The 26,605-nt window shown below is 41.3% G+C and carries 25 protein-coding genes; 1 reads left to right on the forward strand and 24 read right to left on the reverse strand.

What is annotated here, in order from left to right:
* Positions 1–7: 7 nt before the first annotated feature.
* Genes PG086_RS06440 through miaA form a run of 3 tightly spaced genes read right to left on the reverse strand, consistent with a single transcriptional unit; the run spans position 8 to position 2,739 of the window.
* Complete coding sequence (locus tag PG086_RS06440) at positions 8–631, reverse strand: cystathionine beta-lyase (protein WP_270748197.1); 624 nt, start codon at positions 629–631, stop codon at positions 8–10.
* Complete coding sequence (gene hflX / locus PG086_RS06445) at positions 624–1,862, reverse strand: GTPase HflX (RefSeq protein ID WP_270748200.1); 1,239 nt, start codon at positions 1,860–1,862, stop codon at positions 624–626. The genes PG086_RS06440 and hflX overlap by 8 nt, the downstream gene beginning before the upstream one ends.
* Positions 1,855–2,739, reverse strand: coding sequence for a tRNA (adenosine(37)-N6)-dimethylallyltransferase MiaA (gene miaA / locus PG086_RS06450; protein ID WP_270748203.1), 885 nt, complete (start codon positions 2,737–2,739; stop codon positions 1,855–1,857). Before miaA ends, hflX begins: the two co-directional genes overlap by 8 nt.
* A gap of 120 nt (positions 2,740–2,859) precedes the next feature.
* Between miaA and PG086_RS06455 the strand changes: the two genes are divergently transcribed.
* Positions 2,860–3,030 (forward strand): DUF3042 family protein, encoded by a 171-nt coding sequence (locus tag PG086_RS06455; RefSeq protein ID WP_001051782.1) that lies wholly within the window; start codon positions 2,860–2,862, stop codon positions 3,028–3,030.
* 149 nt (positions 3,031–3,179) lie between these two features.
* Here the strand turns inward: PG086_RS06455 and PG086_RS06460 are convergent, their stop codons facing one another.
* From PG086_RS06460 to PG086_RS06560, 21 genes are all read right to left on the reverse strand, one after another.
* Positions 3,180–4,019, reverse strand: a complete 840-nt coding sequence (locus PG086_RS06460; protein WP_270748207.1) for a thymidylate synthase — start codon at positions 4,017–4,019, stop codon at positions 3,180–3,182.
* Between the two features lie 97 nt (positions 4,020–4,116).
* Positions 4,117–5,076: an ROK family glucokinase gene (locus tag PG086_RS06465; protein ID WP_000078551.1), complete on the reverse strand. Its 960-nt coding sequence runs from the start codon at positions 5,074–5,076 to the stop codon at positions 4,117–4,119.
* A 100-nt stretch (positions 5,077–5,176) separates the two neighbouring features.
* Positions 5,177–5,962 carry an excalibur calcium-binding domain-containing protein gene (locus tag PG086_RS06470; RefSeq protein ID WP_081730811.1) on the reverse strand — a complete coding sequence of 262 codons (786 nt, stop codon included), beginning with the start codon at positions 5,960–5,962 and terminating at the stop codon, positions 5,177–5,179.
* A gap of 60 nt (positions 5,963–6,022) precedes the next feature.
* On the reverse strand, positions 6,023–6,640 hold the full coding sequence (locus PG086_RS06475; RefSeq protein WP_270748211.1) for an alpha/beta fold hydrolase: 618 nt from the start codon (positions 6,638–6,640) through the stop codon (positions 6,023–6,025).
* A complete protein-coding gene (gene pabB / locus PG086_RS06480; RefSeq protein WP_270748212.1) occupies positions 6,641–8,362 on the reverse strand; it encodes an aminodeoxychorismate synthase component I in 1,722 nt (573 codons plus the stop codon).
* A gap of 74 nt (positions 8,363–8,436) precedes the next feature.
* The gene (locus tag PG086_RS06485; RefSeq protein WP_270748215.1) at positions 8,437–14,445 is read right to left on the reverse strand and encodes a ZmpA/ZmpB/ZmpC family metallo-endopeptidase; all 6,009 of its coding nucleotides are present in this window, start codon (positions 14,443–14,445) and stop codon (positions 8,437–8,439) included.
* 2 nt (positions 14,446–14,447) lie between these two features.
* Positions 14,448–15,011: a TIGR01440 family protein gene (locus PG086_RS06490; protein ID WP_270748217.1), complete on the reverse strand. Its 564-nt coding sequence runs from the start codon at positions 15,009–15,011 to the stop codon at positions 14,448–14,450.
* A 109-nt stretch (positions 15,012–15,120) separates the two neighbouring features.
* Positions 15,121–16,812, reverse strand: a complete 1,692-nt coding sequence (locus tag PG086_RS06495; RefSeq protein WP_270748219.1) for a cache domain-containing sensor histidine kinase — start codon at positions 16,810–16,812, stop codon at positions 15,121–15,123.
* On the reverse strand, positions 16,809–17,546 hold the full coding sequence (locus tag PG086_RS06500) for a response regulator transcription factor (RefSeq protein ID WP_084853365.1): 738 nt from the start codon (positions 17,544–17,546) through the stop codon (positions 16,809–16,811). The genes PG086_RS06495 and PG086_RS06500 overlap by 4 nt, the downstream gene beginning before the upstream one ends.
* A 70-nt stretch (positions 17,547–17,616) precedes the next feature.
* Entirely contained in the window at positions 17,617–18,729 is a 1,113-nt protein-coding gene (gene msrB / locus PG086_RS06505) for a peptide-methionine (R)-S-oxide reductase MsrB (protein ID WP_084853364.1), read from the reverse strand.
* A 10-nt stretch (positions 18,730–18,739) separates the two neighbouring features.
* On the reverse strand, positions 18,740–19,303 hold the full coding sequence (locus tag PG086_RS06510) for a redoxin family protein (protein WP_084853363.1): 564 nt from the start codon (positions 19,301–19,303) through the stop codon (positions 18,740–18,742).
* 13 nt (positions 19,304–19,316) lie between these two features.
* On the reverse strand, positions 19,317–20,027 hold the full coding sequence (gene ccdA2 / locus PG086_RS06515) for a thiol-disulfide oxidoreductase-associated membrane protein CcdA2 (RefSeq protein WP_084853362.1): 711 nt from the start codon (positions 20,025–20,027) through the stop codon (positions 19,317–19,319).
* 163 nt (positions 20,028–20,190) lie between these two features.
* Entirely contained in the window at positions 20,191–20,742 is a 552-nt protein-coding gene (locus PG086_RS06520; RefSeq protein ID WP_084853361.1) for a GNAT family N-acetyltransferase, read from the reverse strand.
* A 158-nt stretch (positions 20,743–20,900) separates the two neighbouring features.
* Positions 20,901–21,725 carry an ammonia-dependent NAD(+) synthetase gene (gene nadE, locus PG086_RS06525; RefSeq protein WP_084853360.1) on the reverse strand — a complete coding sequence of 275 codons (825 nt, stop codon included), beginning with the start codon at positions 21,723–21,725 and terminating at the stop codon, positions 20,901–20,903.
* A complete protein-coding gene (locus tag PG086_RS06530; protein ID WP_084853359.1) occupies positions 21,722–23,182 on the reverse strand; it encodes a nicotinate phosphoribosyltransferase in 1,461 nt (486 codons plus the stop codon). Before PG086_RS06530 ends, nadE begins: the two co-directional genes overlap by 4 nt.
* Before the next feature lie 116 nt (positions 23,183–23,298).
* Positions 23,299–23,787 (reverse strand): DUF6773 family protein, encoded by a 489-nt coding sequence (locus PG086_RS06535; protein WP_270748223.1) that lies wholly within the window; start codon positions 23,785–23,787, stop codon positions 23,299–23,301.
* Positions 23,777–24,250: a DUF6773 family protein gene (locus PG086_RS06540; RefSeq protein ID WP_268716617.1), complete on the reverse strand. Its 474-nt coding sequence runs from the start codon at positions 24,248–24,250 to the stop codon at positions 23,777–23,779. The genes PG086_RS06535 and PG086_RS06540 overlap by 11 nt, the downstream gene beginning before the upstream one ends.
* Entirely contained in the window at positions 24,240–24,449 is a 210-nt protein-coding gene (locus PG086_RS06545; protein WP_001107496.1) for a helix-turn-helix transcriptional regulator, read from the reverse strand. Before PG086_RS06545 ends, PG086_RS06540 begins: the two co-directional genes overlap by 11 nt.
* Before the next feature lie 146 nt (positions 24,450–24,595).
* Positions 24,596–25,192, reverse strand: coding sequence for an HAD family hydrolase (locus PG086_RS06550; protein WP_084853356.1), 597 nt, complete (start codon positions 25,190–25,192; stop codon positions 24,596–24,598).
* A 59-nt stretch (positions 25,193–25,251) separates the two neighbouring features.
* The gene (locus PG086_RS06555; protein WP_084853355.1) at positions 25,252–25,662 is read right to left on the reverse strand and encodes a GNAT family N-acetyltransferase; all 411 of its coding nucleotides are present in this window, start codon (positions 25,660–25,662) and stop codon (positions 25,252–25,254) included.
* Positions 25,663–25,849: 187 nt separating this feature from the next.
* On the reverse strand, positions 25,850–26,605 hold a 756-nt coding region (locus PG086_RS06560), incomplete at its 5' end, for a Spy0128 family protein (protein WP_270748227.1).

Raw genomic sequence — 26,605 nt, forward strand, 5'->3', positions numbered from 1 at the left:
TTTCTAATTAATCAATATATAACATGGCTGTGCGGTTTTCCGATCGGAAATAGCGCTTGCCAGAAAAAGCAACAGCTTCTTGTAATAAATCCTCTTGGCTATAACCTTTGAGACGTTTGCGACCATCAGCCAAGCTTTCCAAATCTGTCAAAGCTGTGAGACTCTCCACACTAACAACTTCTTCGTCTCCGGCATCCTTCATGTAAATCTTTCCAGAATCTTCAAAGACGAGCTGATGGGGGAAAATTTGCGCAATCTCAAAAAGCAAGTCATTCGAGATTTCCTCTTCATTTTCAGAGAAAATCCTTCCCAGTCCTTCACTCTCGTAGCAAAATCCAAAAGATTTGCCAGATAAATTAAGACGAATAAAAGGCTTATTTTCAAAGGTGAAACTTGGCTCAGCATTGTAGAGGTTCAGTTCATGACTGAGTTCTGCAAAATAATCTGTCGCAGCTTCAGGACTCTTTTTCTGGTAGAGTTCAGCAAAGTAGGCGTTAACTACACTCGGTGGAGGTGTGATGAGAGCCAACTGCTCTTGCTCTGTTTTGCCAGCTAGAAGTTGATCTAGATAGATCTTATCCAGACTTGTATAACCTCCATACTTTAGAGCCAACGTTTTAAAATCAGTCATAAAATTCCTCTAACCTCCATTTATTTTTCTCGGAAATGTAGCCTGTAATCACTTCTCCATCATCTTGGTAGTCACGATCTTCAAGAATCGCCACACTTTCCAAATCATGAATCTTGTAGGATTTTGAAAAAGGCACGCGCAGGGTAAAGGCTTCAAAAATCTCCTTGATCTTCTCCAAAAACAATGCTTGCAAGTTCTCACGACTATCCTCAGACTTGGCAGAAATGAGGGCATACGGCGTTTGAGTAGGCGTGAAATCCTCCACCAAATCCGCTTTATTATAAAGGGTCAGACGAGGAATATCCTCCATATCCAAGTCTTTCATAATAGACAGAACCGTTTTTTCATGCTCCACGTGATAAGGATTGCTGGCATCGATGACATGAACCAAAAGATCCACATGCTTGCTTTCTTCCAAAGTCGACTTGAAACTGGATACCAATTCAGTCGGTAAATCTTGGATAAAGCCAACCGTATCAGTTAAAGTCACCTGTAGATTGCCTCCCAGATGGATGCTTTTAGTTGTCGCATCCAGAGTCGCAAATAGCTCGTCTGCTTCGTACTGGGTCTTACTGGTCAAGGTATTCATGATGGTTGATTTCCCAGCATTGGTGTAACCAATCAAACCAATCTTAAAGGTACTCGACTCCAGACGTTTTTCTCTAACTGTCGCCCGATTTTTCTCAACCACCTTGAGCTGGCGCTCGATATCTGTGATTTGATTGCGAACACTACGACGGTTCAGTTCCAGCTGGCTTTCACCAGGTCCACGGGAACCAATTCCCCCAGCCTGACGGCTGAGCATAATCCCCTGACCAACCAAGCGAGGTAAGAGATACTTGAGCTGGGCCAGGTGGACTTGGAGCTTCCCTTCATGGCTTCGAGCCCGCATAGCAAAGATATCCAAAATCAACTGCATACGGTCAATAACCTTAACTCCCAGAACTTCTTCTAGATTGACATTTTGCCGTGGAGTCAAACGATTATTGACAATGACAGTAGTAATTTCTTCTGCATCCACCATCCGCGCAATCTCTTCCAACTTACCAGAGCCAACGAAGGTCTTGGAGTCATACTTTTCCCGTTTTTGCCTGTAGCTATCCACAACGACTGCCCCAGCTGTCTTGGCTAGACTGGCCAATTCTTCCATAGAAAGGTCAAAATTGTCCATGCCCTGCAATTCCACACCTATGAGCAGGACGCGCTCCTCTTTTTTCTCCGTTTCAATCATTTAAAAACTCCTCTATCTGGCTTAAAATACGGTCTTGAACTCCAGGCTCTCCTATCTGATAAAAGGTGACCTGCATGCGATTACGAAACCAGGTCAACTGACGCTTGGCAAAACGACGAGTCGCCTGTTTGAGACTCTCGCTTGCTTCCTCAAGAGTTTGCTCCCCACGGAAATAAGGAAAGAGTTCCTTGTAGCCAATGCCTTTAGCAGCCTGCACATCCGGGTAATGATCAAAGAGCCACTTGGCCTCATCCAAAAGCCCAGCCTCAAACATCAGATCTACTCGGCGATTGATACGCTCATAAAGCTGACTGCGTTCATCATCCAAGCAGATAATCAGCGGTTGATACAAGGTCTCTTGATTTTCCAAATCCTGACCAAAATGGGCAATTTCTAAGGCTCGCATGGCACGACGACGGTTAAACTGGGGAATTTCAAGACCTGCTTGCTCCACAAGATGGGCTAATTCCTCATCTGATAAAGGCTCTAAACTAGCTCGATAGGCTAAAATATCCTCATGAGGTGTTTTCCCACCTAGATGATAGCCTTCAAGCAAGCTCTGAATATAAAGCCCTGTGCCACCAGCAATAATAGCAAGCTTACCACGGCTTTGAATATCCTCAATAGCCTTCTTAGCTTCTGAAACAAAATCAAAAGCCGAGTAAGACTCGGTCACCTCTCTGACATCAATCAAATGATGAGGAACAGCAGCTTGCTCCTCTGGGCTAGCCTTGGCCGTCCCAATATCCAACCCTCTGTATACTTGCTGACTGTCACCGCTGACCACCTCTCCACCAAAGCGCTTGGCTACTTCAATAGCAAGGGCTGTCTTCCCAACAGCAGTCGGTCCAACAATCACAATTATTTTTGTTTTCATCTTTTTTCCTTGAAAAATTCCCATTTTTTCGTTACTATTATTATATCACAAAAAGGTCAGTCAGAAAAATGCTACCTCTTGAGGAGCCTGACTGTTCGGGAAGATAAAGGAGGAAGACTCATGGCTAAAGGATTCGCTAAAGGTCTTGTAACAGGTGTCGCAGGCACTGTCGCTGCCGTTGCAGGTGCAGTATACGCAATTAAAAAGAAAGTGATTGAGCCAGAAGAGCAAAAAGCAGCTTTCATCGAAGAAAACCGCAAAAAAGCAGCTCGCCGCCGCGTATCACATTAAGCAACAAAAGAAGTTGAGAAATCTCAACTTCTTTTTATTTTCTTTTATACTCAATGAAAATCAAAGAGCAAACTAGGAAGCTAGCCGCAGGCTGTACTTGAGTACGGTAAGGCGACGCTGACGTGGTTTGAAGAGATTTTCGAAGAGTATTAAATAGCTAGGTCAAACTTCAGCTGTGGCTTGACTGGATCATAGTCAACTAACTCAAAGTCTTCCGCTTTGATATCAAAGAAATTGGTCCCATCAGGAACATTTAAAACCAAGCGAGGTTGGCAGTTTGAAGGCTCACGACGGAGCAATTCCTTAGCTTGTTCAAACTGATTATCATAGATATGAAGGTTGTTGATAAAGTAAAAGAACTTCCCAACCTTCCATCCAAAATGTTTGGCAATCATCATCTGTAGAGCCACATACTGCATAGCATTAATGTGGTGGGCCACCAGCATATCATTCGAACGCTGGGTCAAGGTCGCATCCAGATAGATTTCCCCATCTACTCGACGAACATCAAACATAGTCTGAAAGGCGCATGGAAGAAGGCCGTCTGTCTCTTCAAAAGCTTGGTAATCCCAGAGTGAGATGATATTGCGACGATTCCAAGGATTGGCTTCCAACTGCTTGAGTATCTTGTTAATGATATCGTGCTTCTTAACGACCGCACCATAGCGCTCACCGATGGTTCCCGTATCTCCCACTTCCCAGTCATTCCAGTAGTGGACATTGTACTTGTCATTAAGAACTTCTAGGCTATTAGACTGATCCTGGTAAATCCAGAGGACTTCTTTGATGGCGGATTTGATTGCAATGGGACGCAAGGTTGTAATGGGGAATTCCCCCTTGGCCAAGTCATACTCCGCAAAGGCACCCGTTACGTACTTAGAATTAGCAACAGTCCCATCTTTGTACTTGGGACGAGCCTGCTCAGAAAAGACACCGTCTTTGAGGATTCGTTCAATATTCTCTTTAAAAATCGTATCTGCTTTTGTCATTTACTCTCACCTCATTTATTTCCTAACTAGTATAGCATAAAAAAAGAAAGGAGGAAAATCACTGGCTTTAAAGTAGTGTTTTTCTCCTTTTATAATCCTATTGCAATACAAGTGATGCTGCTCCGATAACTCCAGCGTCATTTCCTAGAGTTGCGAGAGCTAATTTAGTTGATGTGCGTACTTGTGGGAAGGTATTTTCGTCATAAACCTTTTGAACACCTTGTAGAAGGAATTCTCCCGCAGCTGACACACCACCACCGATAACGATAGTTGAAGGGTTGAGGATTGAGCCGATGTTGGCACAAGCGATTCCCAAGTAACGTGAGAAGTTACGGTAAACGATCAAGGCAAGGTCGTCTCCTTCTTTTGCAAGGTCGAAGACAGTTTTAGCAGTTACTTCTTCACCGTCGTCAATCAAGCGTTTCAAGGCTGCATCGCCTTCATATTCATCAGCGTAACGACGAGTCAAGTTGACAATCCCTGTTGCTGAAGCAACTGTCTCAAGACAGCCTTTTTTACCACAGGTACATGCGATTGGTTGGTCAAAGTCAACAGTGATGTGACCAAGCTCACCGGCAGCACCAGCAACACCGTGAAGCAGTTTGCCTTCTGCCACGATACCACCACCAACACCGGTACCAAGTGTCATAAAGACAACGTCTGGTTGGTTTTCACCAGCACCCATCCAGCGCTCACCAAGAGCAGCAACGTTGGCATCATTATCAATGAAGAATGGAATACCCAAGGCTTTTTCAATCTTTTCTTTAATCGGTTGAAGGGTTTTCCAGTTTAGATTGTAGGCACCGATAACAGTCCCTTTCTCACGGTCAACCACACCAGGTGATCCCATTCCAATCCCTCGGAAATCCGTAGCTGACAATCCAAGCAAGTCCAAACGATGCTGAATAGACTCAATCATATCATCTACAATATGGCTTCCTTCGTCCAAAATATTGGTCTTGATAGACCATTTTTCTTGGATTTCTCCCTCTTGAGTTAAAATTGCAAACTTGATAGATGTTCCACCAAGGTCAATCCCAATAATCTTTTGACTCATCGTCTTCTCCTTTTTAATTGAAAATGCTTACAGATATAGTATAACAAAATCGTCTGTTTTGTGCAAAGGTTTGCATTAACTTCCTAGAAATTATTCTGATTTATTGTTTCCAAAGGCCAGAACCATCTACGTAGTATCTGCCACCATCAACTCGCTCATTCTTTGCCATTTTACCATCTGATTTCAAATAGTAATTCCCTTGCCAAGTATTACGAGCGTATGAACCATCTGATTTTAGGTAGTACCATGCTTGATAACTGGTGTCATAAACCCATTCACTTGCTGCCATCTTACCATTCGACTTGAGATAATAGCTTCCTTGCCAAGCGTTGCGGGCGTAAGCTCCGTCCTCTTTTAGATAATACCACGATTGATAATAGGAATCATATAGCCATTCACCTGCTGCCATCTTACCATTTAATTTAAGGTAGTAGCTCCCCTGCCAAGTACTTCTCGCATAATAACCGTCGGATTTTAGATAGTACCAAGATTGATAGCTAGCATCATAAATCCACTCGCTGGCTGCCATCTTGCCATCTGACTTAAGGTAATAGCTACCTTGCCAAGCATTCCTAACTGCATGCCCATTTTCAGCAAAATAATACCAATAACCGTCCTGTTTGACCCATCCGCTAGCTGTGACATTGGATTGCGAACCCGACTGGCGTGGTTTAAAGACTCCCCGAGGTGCATTGGCACGTTCACAAGCTATCCCATCACCATCACGATCTAGTTTAGAAGAGTAACCTGGTTCTCCTCTATGAATATCAGAGTAACCATTTTCCCATGCTTCTCTACAACTAGAAAAATGAATATTTTCCTCTGCAGTAACTGGTTCGGTAAATAGTCCCCAAACTAGAAGGGCAGCAAAAGCCACTTTTAGCAAAACTTTTTTTTCATTATTCTCTCCTTTTTTGATACCGTTTTCGCTTTTATTTTACCAGACTTATTCCAGCAATTCAAGAAAACTTCTAGTCTTTTCTGCAAACTCCTTCGGTTTGTCAGTGTTCAGTGTGTGAGGACCGTCAGGAATAATCTGCAACTTAGAATCTGACATCAATTGATGAAGGCCTCTCATAGAACTGAGATTAGGCTTGTCTTGGCTACCACAAATTAGCAAGGTTGGATAGTAACAATTCTGTGCTACTTGGGTTAAATCAAGTGTTTTCAATTCCTCAGAAACACCAACCATGAGAGCTTTGTCTGCTCCCTGCTTTTCAAAAAAACTTTTTGGAAGTAGTTTAAAAATCATCAACTGGATTCTAAACAAGATATTACCTGCTAGTTTCACTGGACAGCCTGACAAGACTAAACCTTGAAGATTTGGCAAATCGTAACTTGAAAGCTCTAGTGCAAGAGTAGCACCGAGGGATAAACCGATTAAAACAAAAGGTTTCTTCTCCTCTGATAGGTATTTAGCTATCCGTTTTTTGGCTTCCTTATAAGACCCAACCCCCGTAGGAAACAATTCAAGGGCCTCAGAAGGATAATTGGCAAGTAGATCCTGAACTTCCTTCCAGCTTGTGGCCGTCTGACCTAAGCCATGTAAAAATATCAATTTCATTTATTTCTCCTTCAATAACAACTCATACAAGCCTCTGACTGCATTACAGCCATAGACAGCTTCTGCTTGGTTCAAGTCTGCCAAAGTCAGAATTTTCTCTTCTACCTGTCCTTTTCCTAGCAAATGCTGACGATAGATTCCTGACAAGATGCCAAGATTGATAGGCGGTGTGTAGAGCTTCCCGTCAATTTTCAGAACCAAATTCCCGATAGACGTTTCCAAAAGCTCCCCTGCTGCATTATGGTAAATGATTTCCTGTTTACCTAGACTTAAGTGTGGTCTATGAGTTGTTTTAAAGTGGGTAAACGCCTGATTCAAATCTGCTTCTTGCAGGCAGAGTTTGGCTTTGCAGAAACTTGGACTGAGGGGTGTTAAGATTTGCCGACTGAGTTCCATCTCTCCAGATTTGCTGAGACTAATTCGCAAACGGTAGTCTTGGTGGGAATCACAAGCTTGGCACTCTTCCTCTATCTTTTGTCTCAGTTCTTCTGGATCAAAAGGATAGGCAAAATAACGACTCGCCTTTGTCAGTCTTTCCAGATGTTGATCTTCAAACAACAGTTGTTTTTGGCTGATTCTCCCAGTTGTAATCAATTTGAAACGAGCTTGTTTACGATAGAGAACAGCCGCCTTTTGATGAACCTCTCGGTATTCAGATTCCCAAGTACTATCCCAAGTAATGCCACCACCCACTCCATAGATGGCTTTCCCTTGATGCAGTTGGATAGTCCGAATGGCGACATTAAAAATCCGTCGCCCATTTGGAAGCAAGAGACCAATAGTTCCACAGTAAACCCCTCTAGGTTGAGGCTCCAAGTCCTTGATGATTTCCATGGTAGCAATTTTCGGAGCTCCCGTTATGGATCCACAAGGAAAGAGAGAGCGAAAAATGGCAACCAAGTCCACATCCAATCGTAACTGACTCTTGATGGTCGACGTCATCTGCCAAACAGTTGAATACTGCTCCACTTGGCACAGACGTTCTACATGCTCACTGCCCACTTCAGAAATACGGTTCATATCGTTGCGCAAGAGGTCCACAATCATCATGTTTTCAGAGCGATTTTTAGGATCCTGTTCTAGCCAGCTAGCTTGGGCAAGATCTTCTTGGTCAGTCACTCCACGCTGGGTTGTTCCCTTCATTGGTCGCGTTGTCAACTCACGGTCATTTTGCTCAAAAAAGAGCTCTGGACTCATGGAAATCACTGCCATCTCGTCATGTTCAATATAAGCATTGTAGCCCGCCTCCTGCTCTACCACCATACGATTGTAGATGGCAAAAGGATTGGCGCTTAAGTCTTGCTTGAGTTGGACAGTGTAATTTACCTGGTAGGTGTCCCCCTGACGCAAATGATGGTGAATCTGGGCAATAGCTTTTTCATAGTCCTCTGCAGATGTTTGTTCCCGCCACTTTGAAGGCAAATCTACTTCCTCATAAGTCAGAGGAATAGGCGATGTTGCCACCCTATCGTGAACGGTAAAGTAAAGCAAGTACTCTCCTAGTAGAGGAACCTTGTGAACTGCTAATTTCTCCTCAAATGCAGGTGCAGCCTCGTAACTGACATAGCCCACCACATAATAGCCTTGCTCTTGGTAGCTTTCCACTTGTGCCAGCAGGTCCGTCACTTCTGCTAAATCTCTCGTTTTCAACTCTTTAATCGGTTGGGTAAAGGTGTATCTCTCCCCCAAAGCCCTAAAATCAATCACTGTTTTTCTATGCATATCTTAAGTATAGCACAAAAAGGCAGATACAGACAAAGCTGATCTACCTTTTTTCATTTTACTAGTCCTATCTACTATTTAGTGAATAAATCTCCAGTAAATCCGTCTGATTTCTGCAAGAGTTGTTTGTAAACTTTCCATTTAAGATTCACTGTATTATCAAATTTATTACCTTGAAGGTCTTTTTCAACTGCAGCATCGAATAGCTCTTGAAGTTTTTCATATGTTGAAATCTTTTGACCATCAATTTCAATTTCTACAAAACCTTTCTCAGCTTTAGCTCTGACTTCTTTATACCATTCTTTCTTCCACTCTTCTAATGTATTAAATCTACCTTTAGAAACTTTTTGGATGATAAAGTTATCACCTAGACCTACGTTACCGACTGCTTTAGATTCTTGTTTATACTTGTTAGATGCATACCCTAAGAATCCATCAAGGTAACCGTAGTAGCCCCACATACGGAATGTATTGTGTTTGAATGAGATTGAGCCAGCCGTACTCTTACTTGTGTTACCACCGTAAATACCAGTCATCATATTCACAACAGTATAAGCAGAATCGAATCCTTCAGTACGGTAATGACCATTACCTGGTAGCCCGTGTTTAGTAGCGAAGTTGTTATCTACAAGTTGATCAATAGCTGTCAGTTTCATACTCTTCTCATCATCATTTAAATCACGAACTAAATCCCATTGGTGTGGTGCACCTTCTAACTTATTGTAGCTCGCTTTTTCGCGATATTTCTTATCGATTTTCTTGAACCACTTATCGTTAGTTCCAGTATTTTTCTTGATGACAGATTCTGCTTCTAAGTAATCAAGCATCATCATTGATTCGTTATAGTTCTTCATGTAGTGATCAATCTTCTCACGACTACTTAACATATTAGGATCATAGTTATAAATTTGTGTACCGTCATTTTTACGTTCGTACGCCATATTCAATCCAAGTGAACCATATTCACCATTATAGTTCGTAAGTGATGGAGATTGTAGCATACCTTGAGCAAATGATTCAATATCTGTTCCTTCACGATGACGCCATGTTCCTAAATAGGCCATACGGTCATTGATATGAGTTGTTTCGTGAGTGAATGCAGATGTACCATAATCACTAATCATACTAGAAATGATGTAGTATACAGCTTCTGAGTTTTGTGGATTAGAGAAGATATAAGCATACGCACCCATACCGTTATATCCGTGCCATTTACCTGTAGGTCCATAGAACTCCCGAACTGGAGCATAGTCACCATTCTTATTATGACCCATTCGGTCAGCCCATCCATTACCTGGAACATCTTGGTTATCCCAAATTGCTGATGGAACCATGTTTTCAGATTTCAACAACTGATTACGTACATTATCAGCAGCAAGTCTTGACCAGAAGTCTAAGTAATTAATTTGCTCTTGAGCACGTAAGTCGATTTCTTTCTTAAACGCTTCACGTTCAGATTCTGTATTCTTACCATATTTCTCAAATGCACTAAACGCTAGCGTATTGTACGTTGAAATTAAGAACATGTGAGCCTTCTTCGTATTCAGAAGTGGTAAAATGTATCGACCATGCTCGCCGTTATTTAAGTTTTCATATAAGTGATATTTCTTATTAGCAAAATCAGGATTAGATGATTGTTTCTCAACTACATAGTTAGTATGAGAAATAGCTTTCTTATACCATACATTCATATCAGTATCTTCTGTAAAGAGTTTCATGTTATATGTTAAGAAGTCATTTAAATTACCTTTACCTGTTGCTCCCGCAATCACATCACGATAAGCATCTTGAGTTCGGTCTCCTTTCAAGAAATGTTCACGTGAACCAATTTGAATCAATCTATCGATAACACTAACATTCTTACCATAGAAATCAGGCTTGAACATCATAAGGTCTTTAATGCTCATATCATTGTATTTAAATCCATAATAACGATTTAAATAAGTAAGAGCCATCATAATTTTAGCTTTGTTGTCTTCTACTTTTTTAAGAAGAGCTTTCATGGCAGCTTCATCACTATTCAATTGATGGTCTTCGTTTTCGGCTAAAGCTTTGACTAATTTATCCAAATTAGCTTTCGTTTCTTCAAAGCTTTCTTCAAGGAATAGATTTTTAATATAACCATCTTTACGACCATCAGTATTTTCTTCAGCTTTACCACGTTTGTCCATTAACGCACGCACTTCAGGTGAAATCAATTCAACACCTGATAATTTTGCTTTAATATCGTTGATTAATTGTGTTCTATCTTTAACAACCATATTCGGTGTATAAACGACGTCACCAAGACCTTCGATACTATATTCACGAACTTGTTGGACTTGAGAATCAGCTTTACGTGTGACAACTTTTTCTTCCTTAGTACCATCTGCATAGTGAATCATAATGTGACTAGTATCAGATAAGTCTGTCACGAATTGACCATCCTTCATACCTGTCACAGATAATACTTCTGTAGTTAATAATTTAGATCCTTCAGGAGTCTTATTACCTTGATTCACAATCCACTCTTTATTGTAGAACGGTTGAAGTTTTTCAACATTTCGGTAAGCAAGTTCACGTTCTGCATTATAATCTTGAGTAGTTTTGTACGTGTCTTCTTTATACGCTACGTGATTTAATTTATCAGTCAAATATGGTGTGATTTCATATTTATTGGCTGTGATATTGAACGAAGCAATCCGTTTATCCGCTTCTGCTTGGTCGACACCCTTAATCTGTTTTGAACGGTTATAAGAAACGTTACCTGATGCAACATCGTTCACATACACATTGTTCTTGAAGTAATCAAATCCGAAGTATGGGTCACCTGAGTCAACTGACCCTGAACCATACATCATTTCACCATTTGTCACTTTCATCATGCTGACGTTATTTTCAACCCAACCCCAGTCATAGTTTTCGTGAATTAAACCACCGCTTTGATTATTGGTTTTGAGTGTCAATGTCCCTTTGGCCACAGATTTAGTTAAACGACCTTTTTGTTTAACATCATTTGGATTTCCACCATGGTTGACTTTGGCAATCAATCCACCAAATTTAGCATTGTTGGCTTTAATGTCAGTTTCAACATAAGAACTATCTACATTGCTTCTCCAGCTTTCACTTACAAGTCCACCAGACCACCAACCTTTGTTACCCACGCTTTCGATTTTACCGATAAAGGCTACATTACGCATATTGGATTCATCTAGTTTGTTGACCATACCTGTAACGTCGTTATTACCAACCACATTACCCGTAACCTTAATATTCTCAATCGTTGAGTTCTTAAACATATCTCCAAGTGGAGCTGTTTTATCAGCCCACGGCATATTGATATTCACATTACCAAAGTTGATGTCATGAATATGAGCATTTTCAACACGGTTGAACAATGGTCGAGCTAGATTGTGAATGGTATAACGTTTATCACCTTCACTATACAACTTACCTTTAAAAATGTTCGTCACGTATTGTTTATTCGGAGTCGGAACATTTGCTGCATTAAGATCCGCACCAAGTTTAAACTCACCCGTTGGGTTAGCTTGCATATCTTTTACAAGCTCATTGAAGTTGTAATATACATTACCTTCTTTTAATTTTTGTTTTTCAAAGTAATGAACATACTCTTCACTGAAAGTATCATCTGCTCTACGTTGAACTAAGTTTGGAGCTTTTGCTACCACTTTGTACAATGTTTTTCCATCGACAACCACTTCTTCAACAGAACTTACCGTAAGTCTTGTTGTCTTATTATCATGAGTTGTCACTCGTAAGTAAAATGGAGCAACGTCTGTCGGTTTTTCAGTAAGTAAGCTCTTATCTGTTTCAACACCAGCATCATCCACACTCATCAAGCTTGTTTCTTTGATGTTTTTGATTTCAACTTTTTTAAGGTCAAGTCTTAGCGGTTCTTCTTTCAGAACCTCTTCCTCATCACCCTCACCACGGTCATAAACCATCTTCGTTTCAAGTTTATAATCCTTGTAGTACTGTAAATCTGTCAGGGTAGTTGTCAAGTCGTCTGGTGAAACATTCAAGGTTTTGACAATCTCATCACCTTTTTTCAGAGTTAAGGTAATAGATTTAATGGCTGCCTTACTTGGATTTTCTAGACTATACTTAACATCTGAAGTACGCTTCAAATCCTTAGGCTCAACTGCTGTGATGGTCAATACTGGTTTTTCAAAGGTCTTGGTACCACGTTTCAAAATTTTGTCTTGAGGTGCCTCAAGGATTTCCTCTGTAACTTTTGGAGCGTCCTCTGTTTTAACTCCCTTAATGGTATTAAAGGTTTTGGTGATTTTTTTCTGGCCTTCTTTTCCTTCTTGAGCTACAACTTCTAAGCCTTTTTTCAGTTGGTCATCTTCTTTAACAACTTCCTTAAATGGAATCTTTTCAAGACTTTCTTCTACAAGAGTTCCTTCAATTGGTTTTGTCCCACGACTTACCTGTTGGTTTACAGGCTCCTTGGTAACTTCTGTGCTAGTTGAAAGAACTTGGTCAGTTTTAACACCTTCTACTGTTTTATAAGTTGTTTTAGTAACTTGACTACCTTTTTCACCATTTCTTACGACAGTTTCTTCGTCCGTATACTTGGTTGGATCCTCAGTCGTTTCAGTTTTGTAGTCTAGGTCTGTAGTCGATGTTTCAACAAGGGTTCCCTCAGTTACTTTGTACTCAGGTAACTGTTCTTGTACAAGAGCTTGACCTACTTTACCTTCCTCTTGTGTACCTTTTACTTCTACTGGAGCATCTGGTAATGTTGGTTGAGTTAAAGATTGACCTTCTTTACCTGCCTCTTGAGTTCCTTTAGACTCTACTGTAACCTCTGGTAATTCGGGTTGCGTTAAAGATTGACCTTCTTTACCTGCCTCTTGAGTTCCTTTAGACTCTACTGTAACCTCTGGTAATTCGGGTTGCGTTAAAGATTGACCTTCTTTACCTGCCTCTTGAGTTCCTTTAGACTCTACTGTAACCTCTGGTAATTCGGGTTGCGTTAAAGATTGACCTTCTTTGCCTTCTTCTTGCGTACCTTTAGCTACTTGGTGAGTTGGTTCAGCTTGTGGTACTGGAGTTGGAGCAGGTTGCACCTCTTTCTTAGTTCCGACTGCAATGACTTGCGACACAGGATTTTGGAATACTTGGTCTTCGATGACTTCTCTAACTTCTTGACCATTGACCATCGAAACTTTGGTTACAAGACGACGCTGACCATTTACTCCGGCTGTGACGATACGAGTCTGTCCTTCTGCTAGATTCGCATCTGGGCTTGTGACCGTTTCAAAAGAAATCTCTACCAAGCTCTCTTCCTGTCTAGCCTGAGGCTTCTCAGAAACTGGTTTTTCTTCAACCGCAGGCGCAACTGGATTCTCTACTACAGATTTTTCGACGGCAATTTCCGAAGCAACAGCAGGTCTTTCCTGAGTTACTCCTGTTTTCTCGATTTCTTTTGAACTTTGCTTTTCTACTGGCAACTGAGACTTTTCAGCTGAAGCTGGTCTTGATGGATGGAGTTCCGCTTCCTTGAAGTAACCGATGTACTCATAGCCATCAATATGAATAATTCCTTCAGCCAAGCCTTCATGTGTAGAGGCTGAAATAGTTTGGTTATAAGAAAGCAATTCTTTATTTTCAAATGCAAATGTCCCATAAGGTACAAAAGTGCTGGCTCCCAAAGAACCAATCAAGAGAACACCTAGGACCTCTTTGTGACCTTTTTTGGATACCAAAAAGACTGCTAGTGAGGCTGTTGCCAAGCCAAGACCAGCCAAGGCTAGTTCTTTACTTCCTGTGTAAGGAAGTTGTTGACTGTTAGTTGCTTTCTTGCGATAAACTACATAGAGAATATCTTCATCTTGAAATTCTGTAGGAACTTCATGGTGAATCAAGGCTTTTTCAGACTCAGTCAATTCCTGCTCCGCCAGATAACGGTAATGAACGCTATGATCTCCGCCAACTTCATTGGCTTGCACCTTATCTACTGAAAAGGTACTAGCACCAAAAAGGAAGGCCCCGATGGCTACAGGACCTACCCCAACAGTTAGCTTACGAATCGAATATTTGGTGATTTTTTCTAGTTGTTGTTTTGTTTTTCTCATTCTCACGACTTTCTGATAGAATCTTGTGGATACTGCGCACGCGCACCTCCGATTAATTTTGGACGACTTGCAAGAGCCGTTACATGGGCATGCCCAATTTCTTTAAAAAGAGGGCGAATCGGAACCTGAACATGCTTGACATGCATGCCAATTGCAGTGTCTCCGATATCCAATCCAGCATGAGCCTTGATAAATTCGACCTCAACTGGATCCTGCATAAACTTGAAGGCTGCCAACTGACCTGACCCTCCTGCATGAAGTGTAGGAAGGACACTGACGATTTCCAGACCAAACTGCTCTGCCACCTGACGTTCCACGACGAGGGCCCGATTGACATGTTCACAACCTTGAACAGCTAGATGAATTCCTTTTTCCTCTAGGATATCTAGGATGGTTTTCACGATGATTTCCCCAATTTCCTGGCTGGATTCCTTACCAATCTGACCACCCATCACCTCACTAGAAGAAAGGCCCAAAACAAAGATAGCTCCTTGCTTCAAATTAGCCTTTTCTAATACATCTTCTACAATCTGGCTTGTTGCTCTTTGAATGTCTTTTTCCTTCATACTTGATACCTCTTTTGTCACTATCTATCATATCTTTTTTTACTGATTTTATCAAGGCCAACTAATCATTCTGATTTTTAAAAGCAAAACTCCCAGAATAGACTGGGAGTTAGCTTGTTGCGATTTTATTGAGGTATATTTCAACTGTCGTTCCTTTTTCGGGTGCAGAATCAATCTTCATCTGGTAATTGTCTCCAAAATGAAGTTTGAGTCGTTGGTCGACATTTTGAAGGCCAACTCCCCCACGTTTGAGCTGACTTTGACTACTATCGCCAGCAGCTTGGAAACCAACACCATCATCCTCAATGCAGATGACAAGCCCTGTATCCTTTTTCTGAACAGAGACTTTAATATGGCCCTGACCTTCCTTCTCCTTAATGCCATGGTAAAGAGCATTTTCTACAAGAGGTTGTAACACCAGCTTGGGTAAGACTAGGTTACCAAAAGCAGGATCTTCATCAATCTCATACTCCAGCTTATCACCATAGCGTTGTTTCTGGATAAAGAGATACTGGCGGACATGATTGATTTCATCAGAAAGAGAAATCAAATCCTTTCCTTGATTGAGCGCCAAGCGGAAATAGATTGCCAGAGACTTGGTCACCTGAACCACTCGCTGACTATCCTGAAATTCAGCCATCCAGATGATAGTGTCCAAGGTGTTATAGAGGAAATGGGGGTTAATCTGACTTGACAAGGCTTGAAGCTCATACTGCCGGGTCGCTTCTTCCTGCCTGCGAATAGCTGCCATCAGCTGATCAATCTGATCCAACATGGCATTGAACTGACGAGTCACTTCTCTCAGTTCATAGGCACCAGCTTCCTTGGCACGCAGATTTTGTGTACCAGAAGCAATTTCCAGCATGGTTTCTCTCAAATCCTTCAAAGGGGCAATCCAGCGCTTGAGACTGAACCACACCAAGCAGAGACAGGCAAGAAGAGATAAGGCACTAGCACCAAGCAAGGTCCACATGAGTTGACTCCGAACCTGGTCTAACTTCTCAAGTGAAGACACTCCAAGCACTGTCCAATCTGTTCCTGCAATCTTTTCCTGACTGACATAGGATTGGTGATCCAGCGTATAGCCCTGTCCCGTCTCGATGTAGGGTTTCATGGCCTCCATTTCACTCGCTGAGCTATAGACAGTACGTTTAGGATGGTAGACAAATTCATGATTTTCATTGATGATAAAGGCAAAACCCTGCTGACCCAATTGGAGTTGGTTGAGATAGGCTTCTAAAGTTTCGTAAGAAATATCCAAACGAAGCACGCCAAGATTGGCCCCCTTTGCATCAACAAGTTCCTGAGTAACAGAAATGACCCATTGACTATCTGATTTACGAGCTGGGGTTAAAACTGGCTTAGCTCCCTGATGAATAGCCTTTTGGTACCAATCCTCAGCCATCATATCTGAGGAAGTTTTCATCTGCACACTGTCATCTGTAGAAATAACCTGACCGGATTTAGTGACCAGTACCACCGTTTTCAAGTCCTGATCTGCCTTTAAGATGGTCAAAAACAAATCTCGGATTCCCTTGGTTTGGTCTTGACTAGGATTCTCAGCATAGGCTAAGACATCCTTCTGCTGGGTCAAACTGGTAGAGGTGGTTTCTAATTTTTTGATATAAGACTGAATAAAGTGGCTAGTTTGGCTAATGGTCGTTTGGCTATTACCCTCAATAGTGGCCTCAATGGCTGATGAACTAGATTGATAGTAGAAAGTCCCAACCAGAGCTAGTAGAATGAGAAAGACCAGAAAGATGGAAATAACCATTCTGACTAAAAGAGAAGAACGCTTCATCGACCTTCTCCCTTCTTAAACTGACGAGGTGTCACACCTGCAATCTGTTTAAAACGTTGGGTAAAGTAGTTCATATCTTCAAAACCAACCTTCTCTGCGATCTCGTAAATCTTTAAATCCGTGGTCAGAAGTAAGAGCTTAGCTTGTTTGACACGCTCCCTCACCAGGTAATCCTGAAAAGGCAAACCCAACTCTTTCTTAATCAAGGAACTCAAATAAGTTGGGCTAAAGCCCAAATCACTGGCCAAGCTCTTTAAACTAAATTGACTGTCAGCCAGATGGGACTGGATTTTCTGGGCCAGGTTTCCCTCAAACTTATCAGTTAATAAATCTTGTAACTGCTCTTCCTTTTCTTCCTTGTCTAGTTTTTGCTTGATTTTCCCCAACATTTCCTCAATATCCTGACGCGAAAAGGGCTTGAGCAAGTAGTCATCCACACCGAGTTTGACAGCAGACAAGGCATACTCAAAATCATCGTAACCTGTCAAAAAAACTAGGTGAACCTGAGGATAGGTTTCTCGTACCAGACTAGCCAACTGGATGCCATTCAGCTGAGGCATGTTAATATCGGTTAAAATGATATCTGGCACCTGCTTTTGAATCAAGTCCCAAGCCTGTCTTCCATTTTCAGCCTGACCGATGATTTCCATATCGTAGGCTGCTACATTGACCAGCTTGCTCAAACCTTGTCTTACCAGATACTCATCTTCTACGATTAAGATTGTGTAGGTCATGCTCTGCTCCTTTACCACTTACTAGTATCAGTATAGCAAAATTCTCCTCTAACTGCTTAGGAAAGACTTCTTAATCAACATAATCTAGTAAATAGGCATAGCCTTTTTCTTCCATTTGGTCTTTGGGAATAAATCGGATAGAGAGACTATTGATACAGTAGCGTAACCCCCCCTTGTCCTCTGGTCCATCCGTAAAGACATGGCCAAGGTGAGAATCTCCAACTCGACTTCTCACTTCCATGCGCGTCATATTGTAAGACTTATCTTCTTTGTAGGTGGCAACATCTGGGCTGATGGGTTGGGTGAAACTAGGCCAGCCACAACCAGACTCAAACTTGTCCTTTGATGAAAAGAGGGGTTCGCCAGTGACAACATCCACATAGATACCAGATTCGAATTTATCCCAGTAACGGTTTGAAAAAGCTCGTTCTGTTTGATTTTTCTGGGTGACAGCATACTCCTCAGGTGACAAGGTCTTTTTCAATTCTTCATCGCTTGGTTTAGGATATTTGCTGGCATCGATGACGGGATAGGCAGCCTGATTGACATTGATATGGCAGTAGCCATTTGGATTTTTCTTGAGGTAGTCTTGGTGATAGTCCTCCGCCACCACAAAATTCTTCAAGTTTTCCTTTTCAACTGCCAGAGGTTGGTCGTATTTCTTAGCCACCTCATCAAAGACTTGGTTAATCACCTCTAAATCCTTGTCATCTGTGTAATAAACACCGGTACGGTACTGGGTCCCCACATCATTTCCTTGTTTATTTTTGCTTGTTGGATTGATAATGCGGAAGTAATGAAGCAGAATTTCCTTGAGGGAAATTTGATTGGCATCATAGGTGACATGGACAGTCTCCGCATGTCCTGTTTGGTTAATCAATTCGTACTTGGTTGTTTCTCCTCTACCATTTGCATAGCCTGAAACGGCATCTGTCACTCCATGTACGCGTGAGAAGTATTCCTCCACTCCCCAGAAACAACCTCCAGCTAGATAAATTTCGTGCAAGTCCGCGTCTTTGCTCACTTCTGTTTTTTTCACTGTTTTTCCTCCTTGGCTAACTGATGCTTTCTCAATTTGCGAGCTATCTGTCTGCCCTGCATTTCGCATCAATAGAAAATAGAAACCGGTTATGGCTAGGAGAATGACCCCTGCCAAGACAAAAAGTTTTACTTTATCATTCATGACCTTTTCCCTACCCCATTTCGTTCAATGTCTTTAAAATCATATCCTTATCCATAAAACCTGGTTGCGTTTTGACCAGCTTGCCTTCCTTGTCTATAAAGGCTTGAGTCGGGTAAGAACGGACACCATAACTTCCCAAAAGTTTGCCTGATGGATCAATTAGAACTGGAAAATTTTTATAATCTAAGCCCTTGTACCAGTTCTTAAAGTCCGCTTCTGCTTGTTCTCCCTTGTGTCCAGGAGACACCACTGTCAAGACCACATAGTCATCACCAGCTTCTTTAGCAATTTCATCCGTATCTGGAAGGCTGGCTAGACAGATGGAACACCAAGAAGCCCAAAATTTGAGATAGACTTTCTTGCCCTTGTAATCAGACAAACGATAGGTCTTGCCATCTACACCTGTCAGTTCAAAATCAGCGACTTCCTGACCTTTAGTCGCAGTTTTCGAACTAACTTGTTCTGTTTTGGATTGCTCCTTCATAGTAGACTCGTCTGACATGTTTTTAGCCGAACAGGCTACCAAGCAACAAATTGAGCCTACTCCAAGGAGACATGTTTGCCATTTTTTCATTTCTTTTTCCTCTCTATTCAAATAATGTAGTCAAAATGGAAGCATTTCCCAAAAGCACCAAGATTCCCATCACGATAATGAGAAAACCACCCACTTTTTTGAAGGTTCCGAGATAAGGATGGAGTTTTCGGAAATGTTTCAAAACATAGCTGGAAGCAAGAGCTAGAACCAAAAATGGTAGCGCCAAACCCAGCGTGTAAATCAACATGAGACCAGCACCCTGCCAAGCTCCTGAACCACCTGAAGCCGCCAAGGCCAAAACAGACCCCAGAACCGGCCCCACACATGGCGTCCAAGCAAAACTAAAGGTTAACCCCAGTAAAAATGCCTGACTATAGCCGTTACCCTTTTGCCCTTGTCTCTTTAATTGTAGCCTTCTTTCCTTGTAAAGTCCCTGCAAATGTAAAACTTCCATCTGGTGCAAGCCCAAGAGAATGATAATCGCACCCGTCACATACTGAAACCAAGAAGCATACAGCAAATTGCCTAAAAAACCAGCTCCATAACCCAGTAAGATAAAAACAAAGGAAATCCCCGCTATAAAGGCCAGAGTTCGCAATAAACTTACAACTGAGATTGAAAATTTTCCGCTAGAAGCCTGAGCATCATTCTTATCATCCAATAAGACTCCTGCATAGACTGGCAACAAGGGTAAAATACAAGGAGAAAAGAAGGAAAGAATTCCAGCAAGAAAAACACTAATAAAAAAGATTACATTGTCCATATCTTTTCACCCTTCTTTCTTTTGATAAGTCTATTATAATTCCCAACTCTAAGAAAAAACAGGGACAATGATAGGGAAAAATAGGAATTTAATCAGTTTATTCAGAAATCTGGCACAAAAAAAGCCAGACAAGGTCTGACTTTGATAGAAACAGAAAAGAAAATCACCTATCTTCCCTGCTTATCTGGTAATAAATAAGGTCCGCAACGTAGTCTTTTCTCTCCACACCATTGGCAATGGTTTTTAGATAAGACATTCCCGCTTTTTCCATAACACGGCCTGAAGCTGGGTTGAGACTGGCGTAACGAGCTCTGACTTTTTGAAAACCTGCTTGAGTAAAACAAAAGTCTAACACAGCTTTTAAGGCCTCTGTCATCATACCACGGCCCCAGTATTCCTTGCCTAGCACATAGCCAATTTCACAACTTAAATCTCCCTCGTGCATTTCAATGATACTGATATCTCCTATCACTTGCTCCGGGTTTTCTTTGAGACAAATGGCCCATTTGTAATAGTTGGGATTTGCATAGGAGGCAACCCAATTTCGAATCGAGTTCCGAGTCACCTCAACATCAGGATGAGGATCCCAGGTGACATAGGTCAGATTCTCAGCAGATGAAGCCCAATTTTGAAACATGGCTTCCGCATCACTCTCCACAAATCTTCTCAAAATCAAACGTTCTGTCTGTAATATTTGCGTACCGATTGCTTTCATAATGTTACCTCGCTTTCTAAGCTTAAGGCTCAAGCTAAAAAGGTCCCTCGGACCTTCTTCGCTTTCTCATTTCTAGGCTCAGGGTAAAAACCTCCACTGGAGGTTATTCTTGCTCTCGAGTTTCAAGGCAAGAAGCTAAAAAGGTCCCCCGGACCTTTTTACTCCCAAAAGTCATCAAATACGGTGATTGGTAGGTGGCGTTTGTGTTGGCCTTTGTGCCACCAGTTTTCGATAGTCGCTTGGGCTTCTGGGCTGATTGTTTTTCCTTCTAGGTAGTCATCAATCTCTTCATAAGTGACTCCCAAAGCTACTTCGTCTGCAATACCTGGTTTTTCTTCTTCCAAATCTGCTGTTGGGATTTTTTCATAAAGGGCTGGGTCTGCACCAAGTTCCTTCAAGAGTTGTTTTCCTTGGCGTTTATTGAGGCGGTAAAGAGGGAGAATATCTGCACCACCGTCACCAAACTTGGTAAAAAAGCCTGTGATATTTTCCGCAGCATGGTCTGTTCCAATGACAGCTCCACTATGGGCACCCGCAAGGGCATATTGGGCAATCATACGACTACGCGCCTTGATATTTCCCTTGTTAAAGTCTGAAACAGGACTTCCTGTCGCTTCGACTGCAGCTGTCATGGCATCAGCTGATTCCTTGATATTCACAACAAAACTGACATCTGGCTGGATGAAAGCAAGGGCTTTTTGAGCATCTGCCTCATCTGCTTGCACGCCATAGGGCAGGCGGACAGCGATAAATTGGTAGCTGTCATCTCCTGTCTCTGCTCGCATTTCTTCCATAGCTAATTGCGCCAAGCGCCCTGCTAAGGTTGAGTCTTGTCCTCCAGAAATTCCCAACACAAAGCTTTTAAGAAAGGGATGTTTTTTTAAGTATTTCTTTAAAAAATTGACAGAGCGACGGATTTCTTCCTGAGCGTCAATCACTGGTTTGACACCTAGTTCTTGGATAATGGTCTCTTGCAAACTCATTCTTCTTCTCCTTCACCAAGGGCTTCTTTGCGCATCTTGTCAATCAAGTCCATTTTGTCCTGCCAAATATCACGCGCCAAGTCTACCGGGTAATGTTGCGGATTGAGAACCCGTTTATACTCATCCCAAAGCTTGTCAAATTCCTTACGGGCATAATCTTGAATCTCAGTCAAACTAGGCAGGTTGTAAACTAATGTTCCTGCTTTGAAAATATCCACCAAGAGAGGAACGGCGTCAAAATTACGAACGGTTTTTTTGATATAGGTATAGGTCGGATGGAACATCTTGATTTCAGTCATGTCACTCACATCCACACCATCATAAGTAATGTAGTCACCTTCTGACTTGCCTTTTTCACGACTGGTAATGCGCCATACCTGCTTCTTACCTGGCGTAGACACTTTTTCAGCATTATTAGACAGTTTGATAGTATTGCGCATCTGGCCATTCTCATCTTCGATCGCAACAATCTTATAAACTGCACCAAGAGCAGGCTGGTCATAGGCAGTAATCAGCTTGGTTCCCACACCCCAGACATCAATCTTAGCCTTTTGCATCTTGAGGTTGAGGATAGTATTTTCATCTAGGTCATTTGAAGCATAAATCTTAGCCTCTGTAAAGCCAGCCTCGTCTAGTTGCTGACGAACTTTCTTGGAAATGTAGGCAATATCCCCAGAGTCAATCCGCACACCCATAAAGTTAATCTGATCACCCAGTTCACGCGCCACCTGAATAGCAGCTGGCACACCGATGCGAAGCGTATCATAGGTATCTACTAAAAATACACAGTCACGATGGGTTGACGCATAAGCCTTGAAGGCTTCATAGTCGTTTCCATAAACCTGTACCAAGGCATGGGCATGAGTCCCCAATACTGGAATACCAAAGAGTTTCCCTGCTCGCACATTGCTAGTTCCGTTGGCTCCACCAATCACCGCTGCTCGTGTTCCCCAGATAGCTGCATCCATTTCTTGCGCACGACGTGTCCCGAACTCCATTAAGGGTTCATCCTCAATGACCGAACGAATACGTGCTGCCTTAGTCGCTATCAAGGTTTGAAAGTTAACGATGTTTAAGAGAGCCGTTTCGACCAATTGACATTGGGCTAGAGGCCCTTCCACCTGTACAATCGGTTCATTGGCAAAGACCAAGTCCCCTTCCTGAGCAGAACGGACTGTCAACTCCAACTTGAGATTGCGGAGGTAGTCTAAGAACGCCCCATGATAACCAAGCGACTCCAAATAAGCAATATCGCTATCTGAAAAGCATAAGTCTTCAAGATAATGTACAATTCTTTCCAAACCAGCAAAAACTGCATAACCGTTGTTAAACGGTTGCTGGCGGAAGTAAACCTCAAAGACCGCCTTTTTATTGTGAATCCCTTGGTCAAAGTAAACTTGCATCATATTGATTTGGTACAAGTCCGTGTGCAATGTCAAACTATCATCTGGATACATCTGTTTTCCTTCTTCCTTTTTTACAAAGGTATGAACGTATTCTACCACTTTCACACCATCCGATAAATTAGTACTATTATAACACATTTTACTGAGATTGATAAAAAGATAACAAGCTATTCTCCAGTCTCCAGTTCATCCATATCTTGCTCAAACTTTTTTTGAGCCCATTCGCCATAACTTTTAAGGCCTAGATTACCGATAAAAACCCAAGGAAGGTAAATCAGATAAGTAATGGCCCAAGCAGATAAGTATTTAAAGTTCAGAGGATTGTGCTGATAAATTTCGATATTGAATTGATAATTCTGCAACATCAAGAGAGTCGTAATAGCGAGAGTTACCAGCAAACACCCCCCAATCGTAAAATGAAAACGACTATAGTAGGTCACTCCAAGTTGTCGTGCACGATTGAAAAAGAAGAAAATTCCTAAAAGAAGGGTAACCAGAAGAATATTAGGATTAAAAAGAGCAGGTGCTAATACAGCCACCAAATAACTTAGCAGAATGAGCCCGATAAACATATAAAAAGACTCTGTCCCAGCTTTGTTAATCAGTTGTTCTTCTCTTTCGTCTAGTAATTGATAATAAAAAAATCTATTTTTCATCTTCTTCCTCCCAAACTTGCTGATTTCTGCGATTCAAGTATAGGATAACTCTATCCATAGAATAACTCCCAACGAGATAGATGATAACTGCTAGAACCACTTTTAGGGAGTACTTCCAAGTCAATAGACTGACCAGTTCCTCGCGATTGCCTACGATATCAATCAATAAAATCACTATAGAAAATCCCAAAGCAGATAAAATTCTTTCTTTTCCAGTATTCTCAACAATATCTCTAATGTCAATTCCAACATACATGCGGCGAATAATGGCATACAAACCGACTCCAATCAATAAAAGTAATTCTGGTAAATAGGACAGAAGCGTTAAATTGAAGATATAAAGTTTGGCAAAAATTTCCAGTGCTAAAAATAGGCACATTCCCAAAAGAATTTCTCCTGAAATCTTTCCATCCAATTTTTCCGTACGTTCATCTTTGATCACAAGTTTTTTTCTATTTTTCATCTTCTTCCTCCCAAAATAGTTGGTCTAATGTTTTTCCTAAGCGTCTGCAAATGGACTGGCAAAGCGAGAGACTCGGATTGTATTTTCCAGCTTCAATCAAGCCTATAGTCTGCCTAGTAACACCTACAGCCTCTGCCAAATCCCCTTGTGTTAAGTCAAGCTCCACCCGAGCTAATTTTAATTTTAAATTTTTAGCCACTAGCGTCCTCCTTCACATTTTTAAAAAGTTGCGCTTCTTTTAAAAACATTATACCATATATCTAACTTAATGCAATATATAAATGTCATTTTGTAAGATTTTATTAACAAAAAACTCTCTACCACAGAAAATAGAGAGTTTAGAATTTAAATATAGGATTTCAAAATATCGACGACATCACTTCTTTTCTTGACCTGATAGGCCCTGATTCCCAATTTCTGGGCTGCGCTTGTATTGTCCTCAATATCGTCTAGAAAGATACAATTTGCGGGATCTAACTGGTATTTGTCAAGAATCTCCTTAAACATTGCCAAATCAGGCTTTATAGCTTTTATATCACAGGATAGGACAAAGCCATCTAAAAGTTCTTTTAAGGGAGACAGTTGCTCTTTCAGCAAATCATAAAATACCTTTGAGGTATTGGACAAGACAAAGATGCGATGCCCCTTTTTCTTTAGTTCTAACAAGACAGGAAAGACTTCCGTATAGATATCAATGTAGCTAGGCCAATTCCAGATAACTTCTTCGACCTTCTTTTGATAGGTACTTCCAATCATGGACACAACTTTAAGCACTAATTCTTGTCTCGTCATGGTACCAAGATCTAATCTTTCCCAAAGCTCCGACTGAAAGATAGTCTTATCTAACATCAGATAATCTTTCTTCGTATCCGAAACGCCTTGTAAAATCTTATCCTTGTTCCATTCTAATAAGACGTTGCCCATATCCAATATTATGTCCATTTGCCCACCTCCATAATGATGTGAAAAATCCCTCTTTGCTTTATACTTTCATATTCATCTTACAAATCCTTTTGGTAATAGTATCTTTGTCCTGTATAGGGATAGTTTTGCAAGGTAAAGACTTCCTTGTAGCCATGGCTTAGATAAAAATCTGGTGCTTGAAACTGGTAAGTATTCACGAAAGCAAACTGACAGTTTCGTTTCTTAGATTCATTTTCAGCTTGCTCCAATAGTTTTGAACCGATTCCTTGTCCTCGTAATTCCTCTTTCACAAACAAATATTCGATTTCCAACCAGTTTCCGAAAGTCTCAGCTACTAATCCTGCCATGAGATTACCCTTTTCGTCTTCAACATAAAGGTTCAGGGGCTCGCTTTCAGCCTCTTCTCTTTTGGAACGATTATAAGCACGAATCAAATCCCCTATTTCTTGCGCTTTATGCGACTCCTTATTTTCCAATCTAAAATGCATCCAAACCTCCTTAGAACTGTTACAGCTTGATTATAATCTTATTTCAATAGACTGTCAAACTAGAAAAAAACTCACCAAACTGAGTTGATGAGTTCATGATTTATTTAATAAATGTATTAGCACTTTTAGAATATCTTTAATTTAGATATTATAAGCCAAATCTTGATTCATTTTAGAAAACGAAATATTAAGCTTCATCTTCCTTTTTGCGTTTTGCAATCAAACCTAGACCTACCAGACCAAGTGCAGCACCAAGAGTGACAACTTCAGATTTAGATTGTTCACCAGTGTTGGGCAACTCACGACCCTTAGATTTTTCTGATGTTGATGGTGTCGGTGGTGTTGATGGTGTCGGTGGTGTCGGTGGTGTCGGTGGTGTTACCTTGTTATTAAACTCGGTATCGGCTGGCAACTGAGTAGTTACAGTCAACACTCTACCATCCTTCTTCACTTTAATACCAACAGTAGCAATCATGCGATCGTACTCAATACCAGCTTCCGTACCTTTCACTTCTTCTACATGGTAGATATAAATTCCTTCCTCGCCACGTTTGAATGTAAGAGCTGAAAATTGAATCTTACCAGTTACATCGTTGGTTACAGTTTCAATCACATTTCCTTTTTCGTCCTTCAGAACAAAACTAAACTCACCAGCCTTCAATTCACGACCTTCAAGCTTCTTAGTAAAATTGAACTGCGCTGTGACTGGTGCTACCGCATAGTTGTTAAATTCGCTATCAGCTGGCATAACAACATTGGCTGTCAAGACACCTGTTGTCGCGTTCTTAGTGACGTTAACAGTCACTTCTGCGTTCATGGAATCATAGTCAATGTCTGTATCTGTTCCGGCTACTTCACGAACGGTATAGGTATGAGTTCCTTCTGCTGCGTAGGAGATCGCGTCAAATTGGATCGTTCCGTCAGCTTTATTCTTCTTCGTTTG

The sequence above is a fragment of the Streptococcus halitosis genome (assembly GCF_027691175.1).
In the GTDB taxonomy this organism is placed as follows: domain Bacteria; phylum Bacillota; class Bacilli; order Lactobacillales; family Streptococcaceae; genus Streptococcus; species Streptococcus halitosis_A.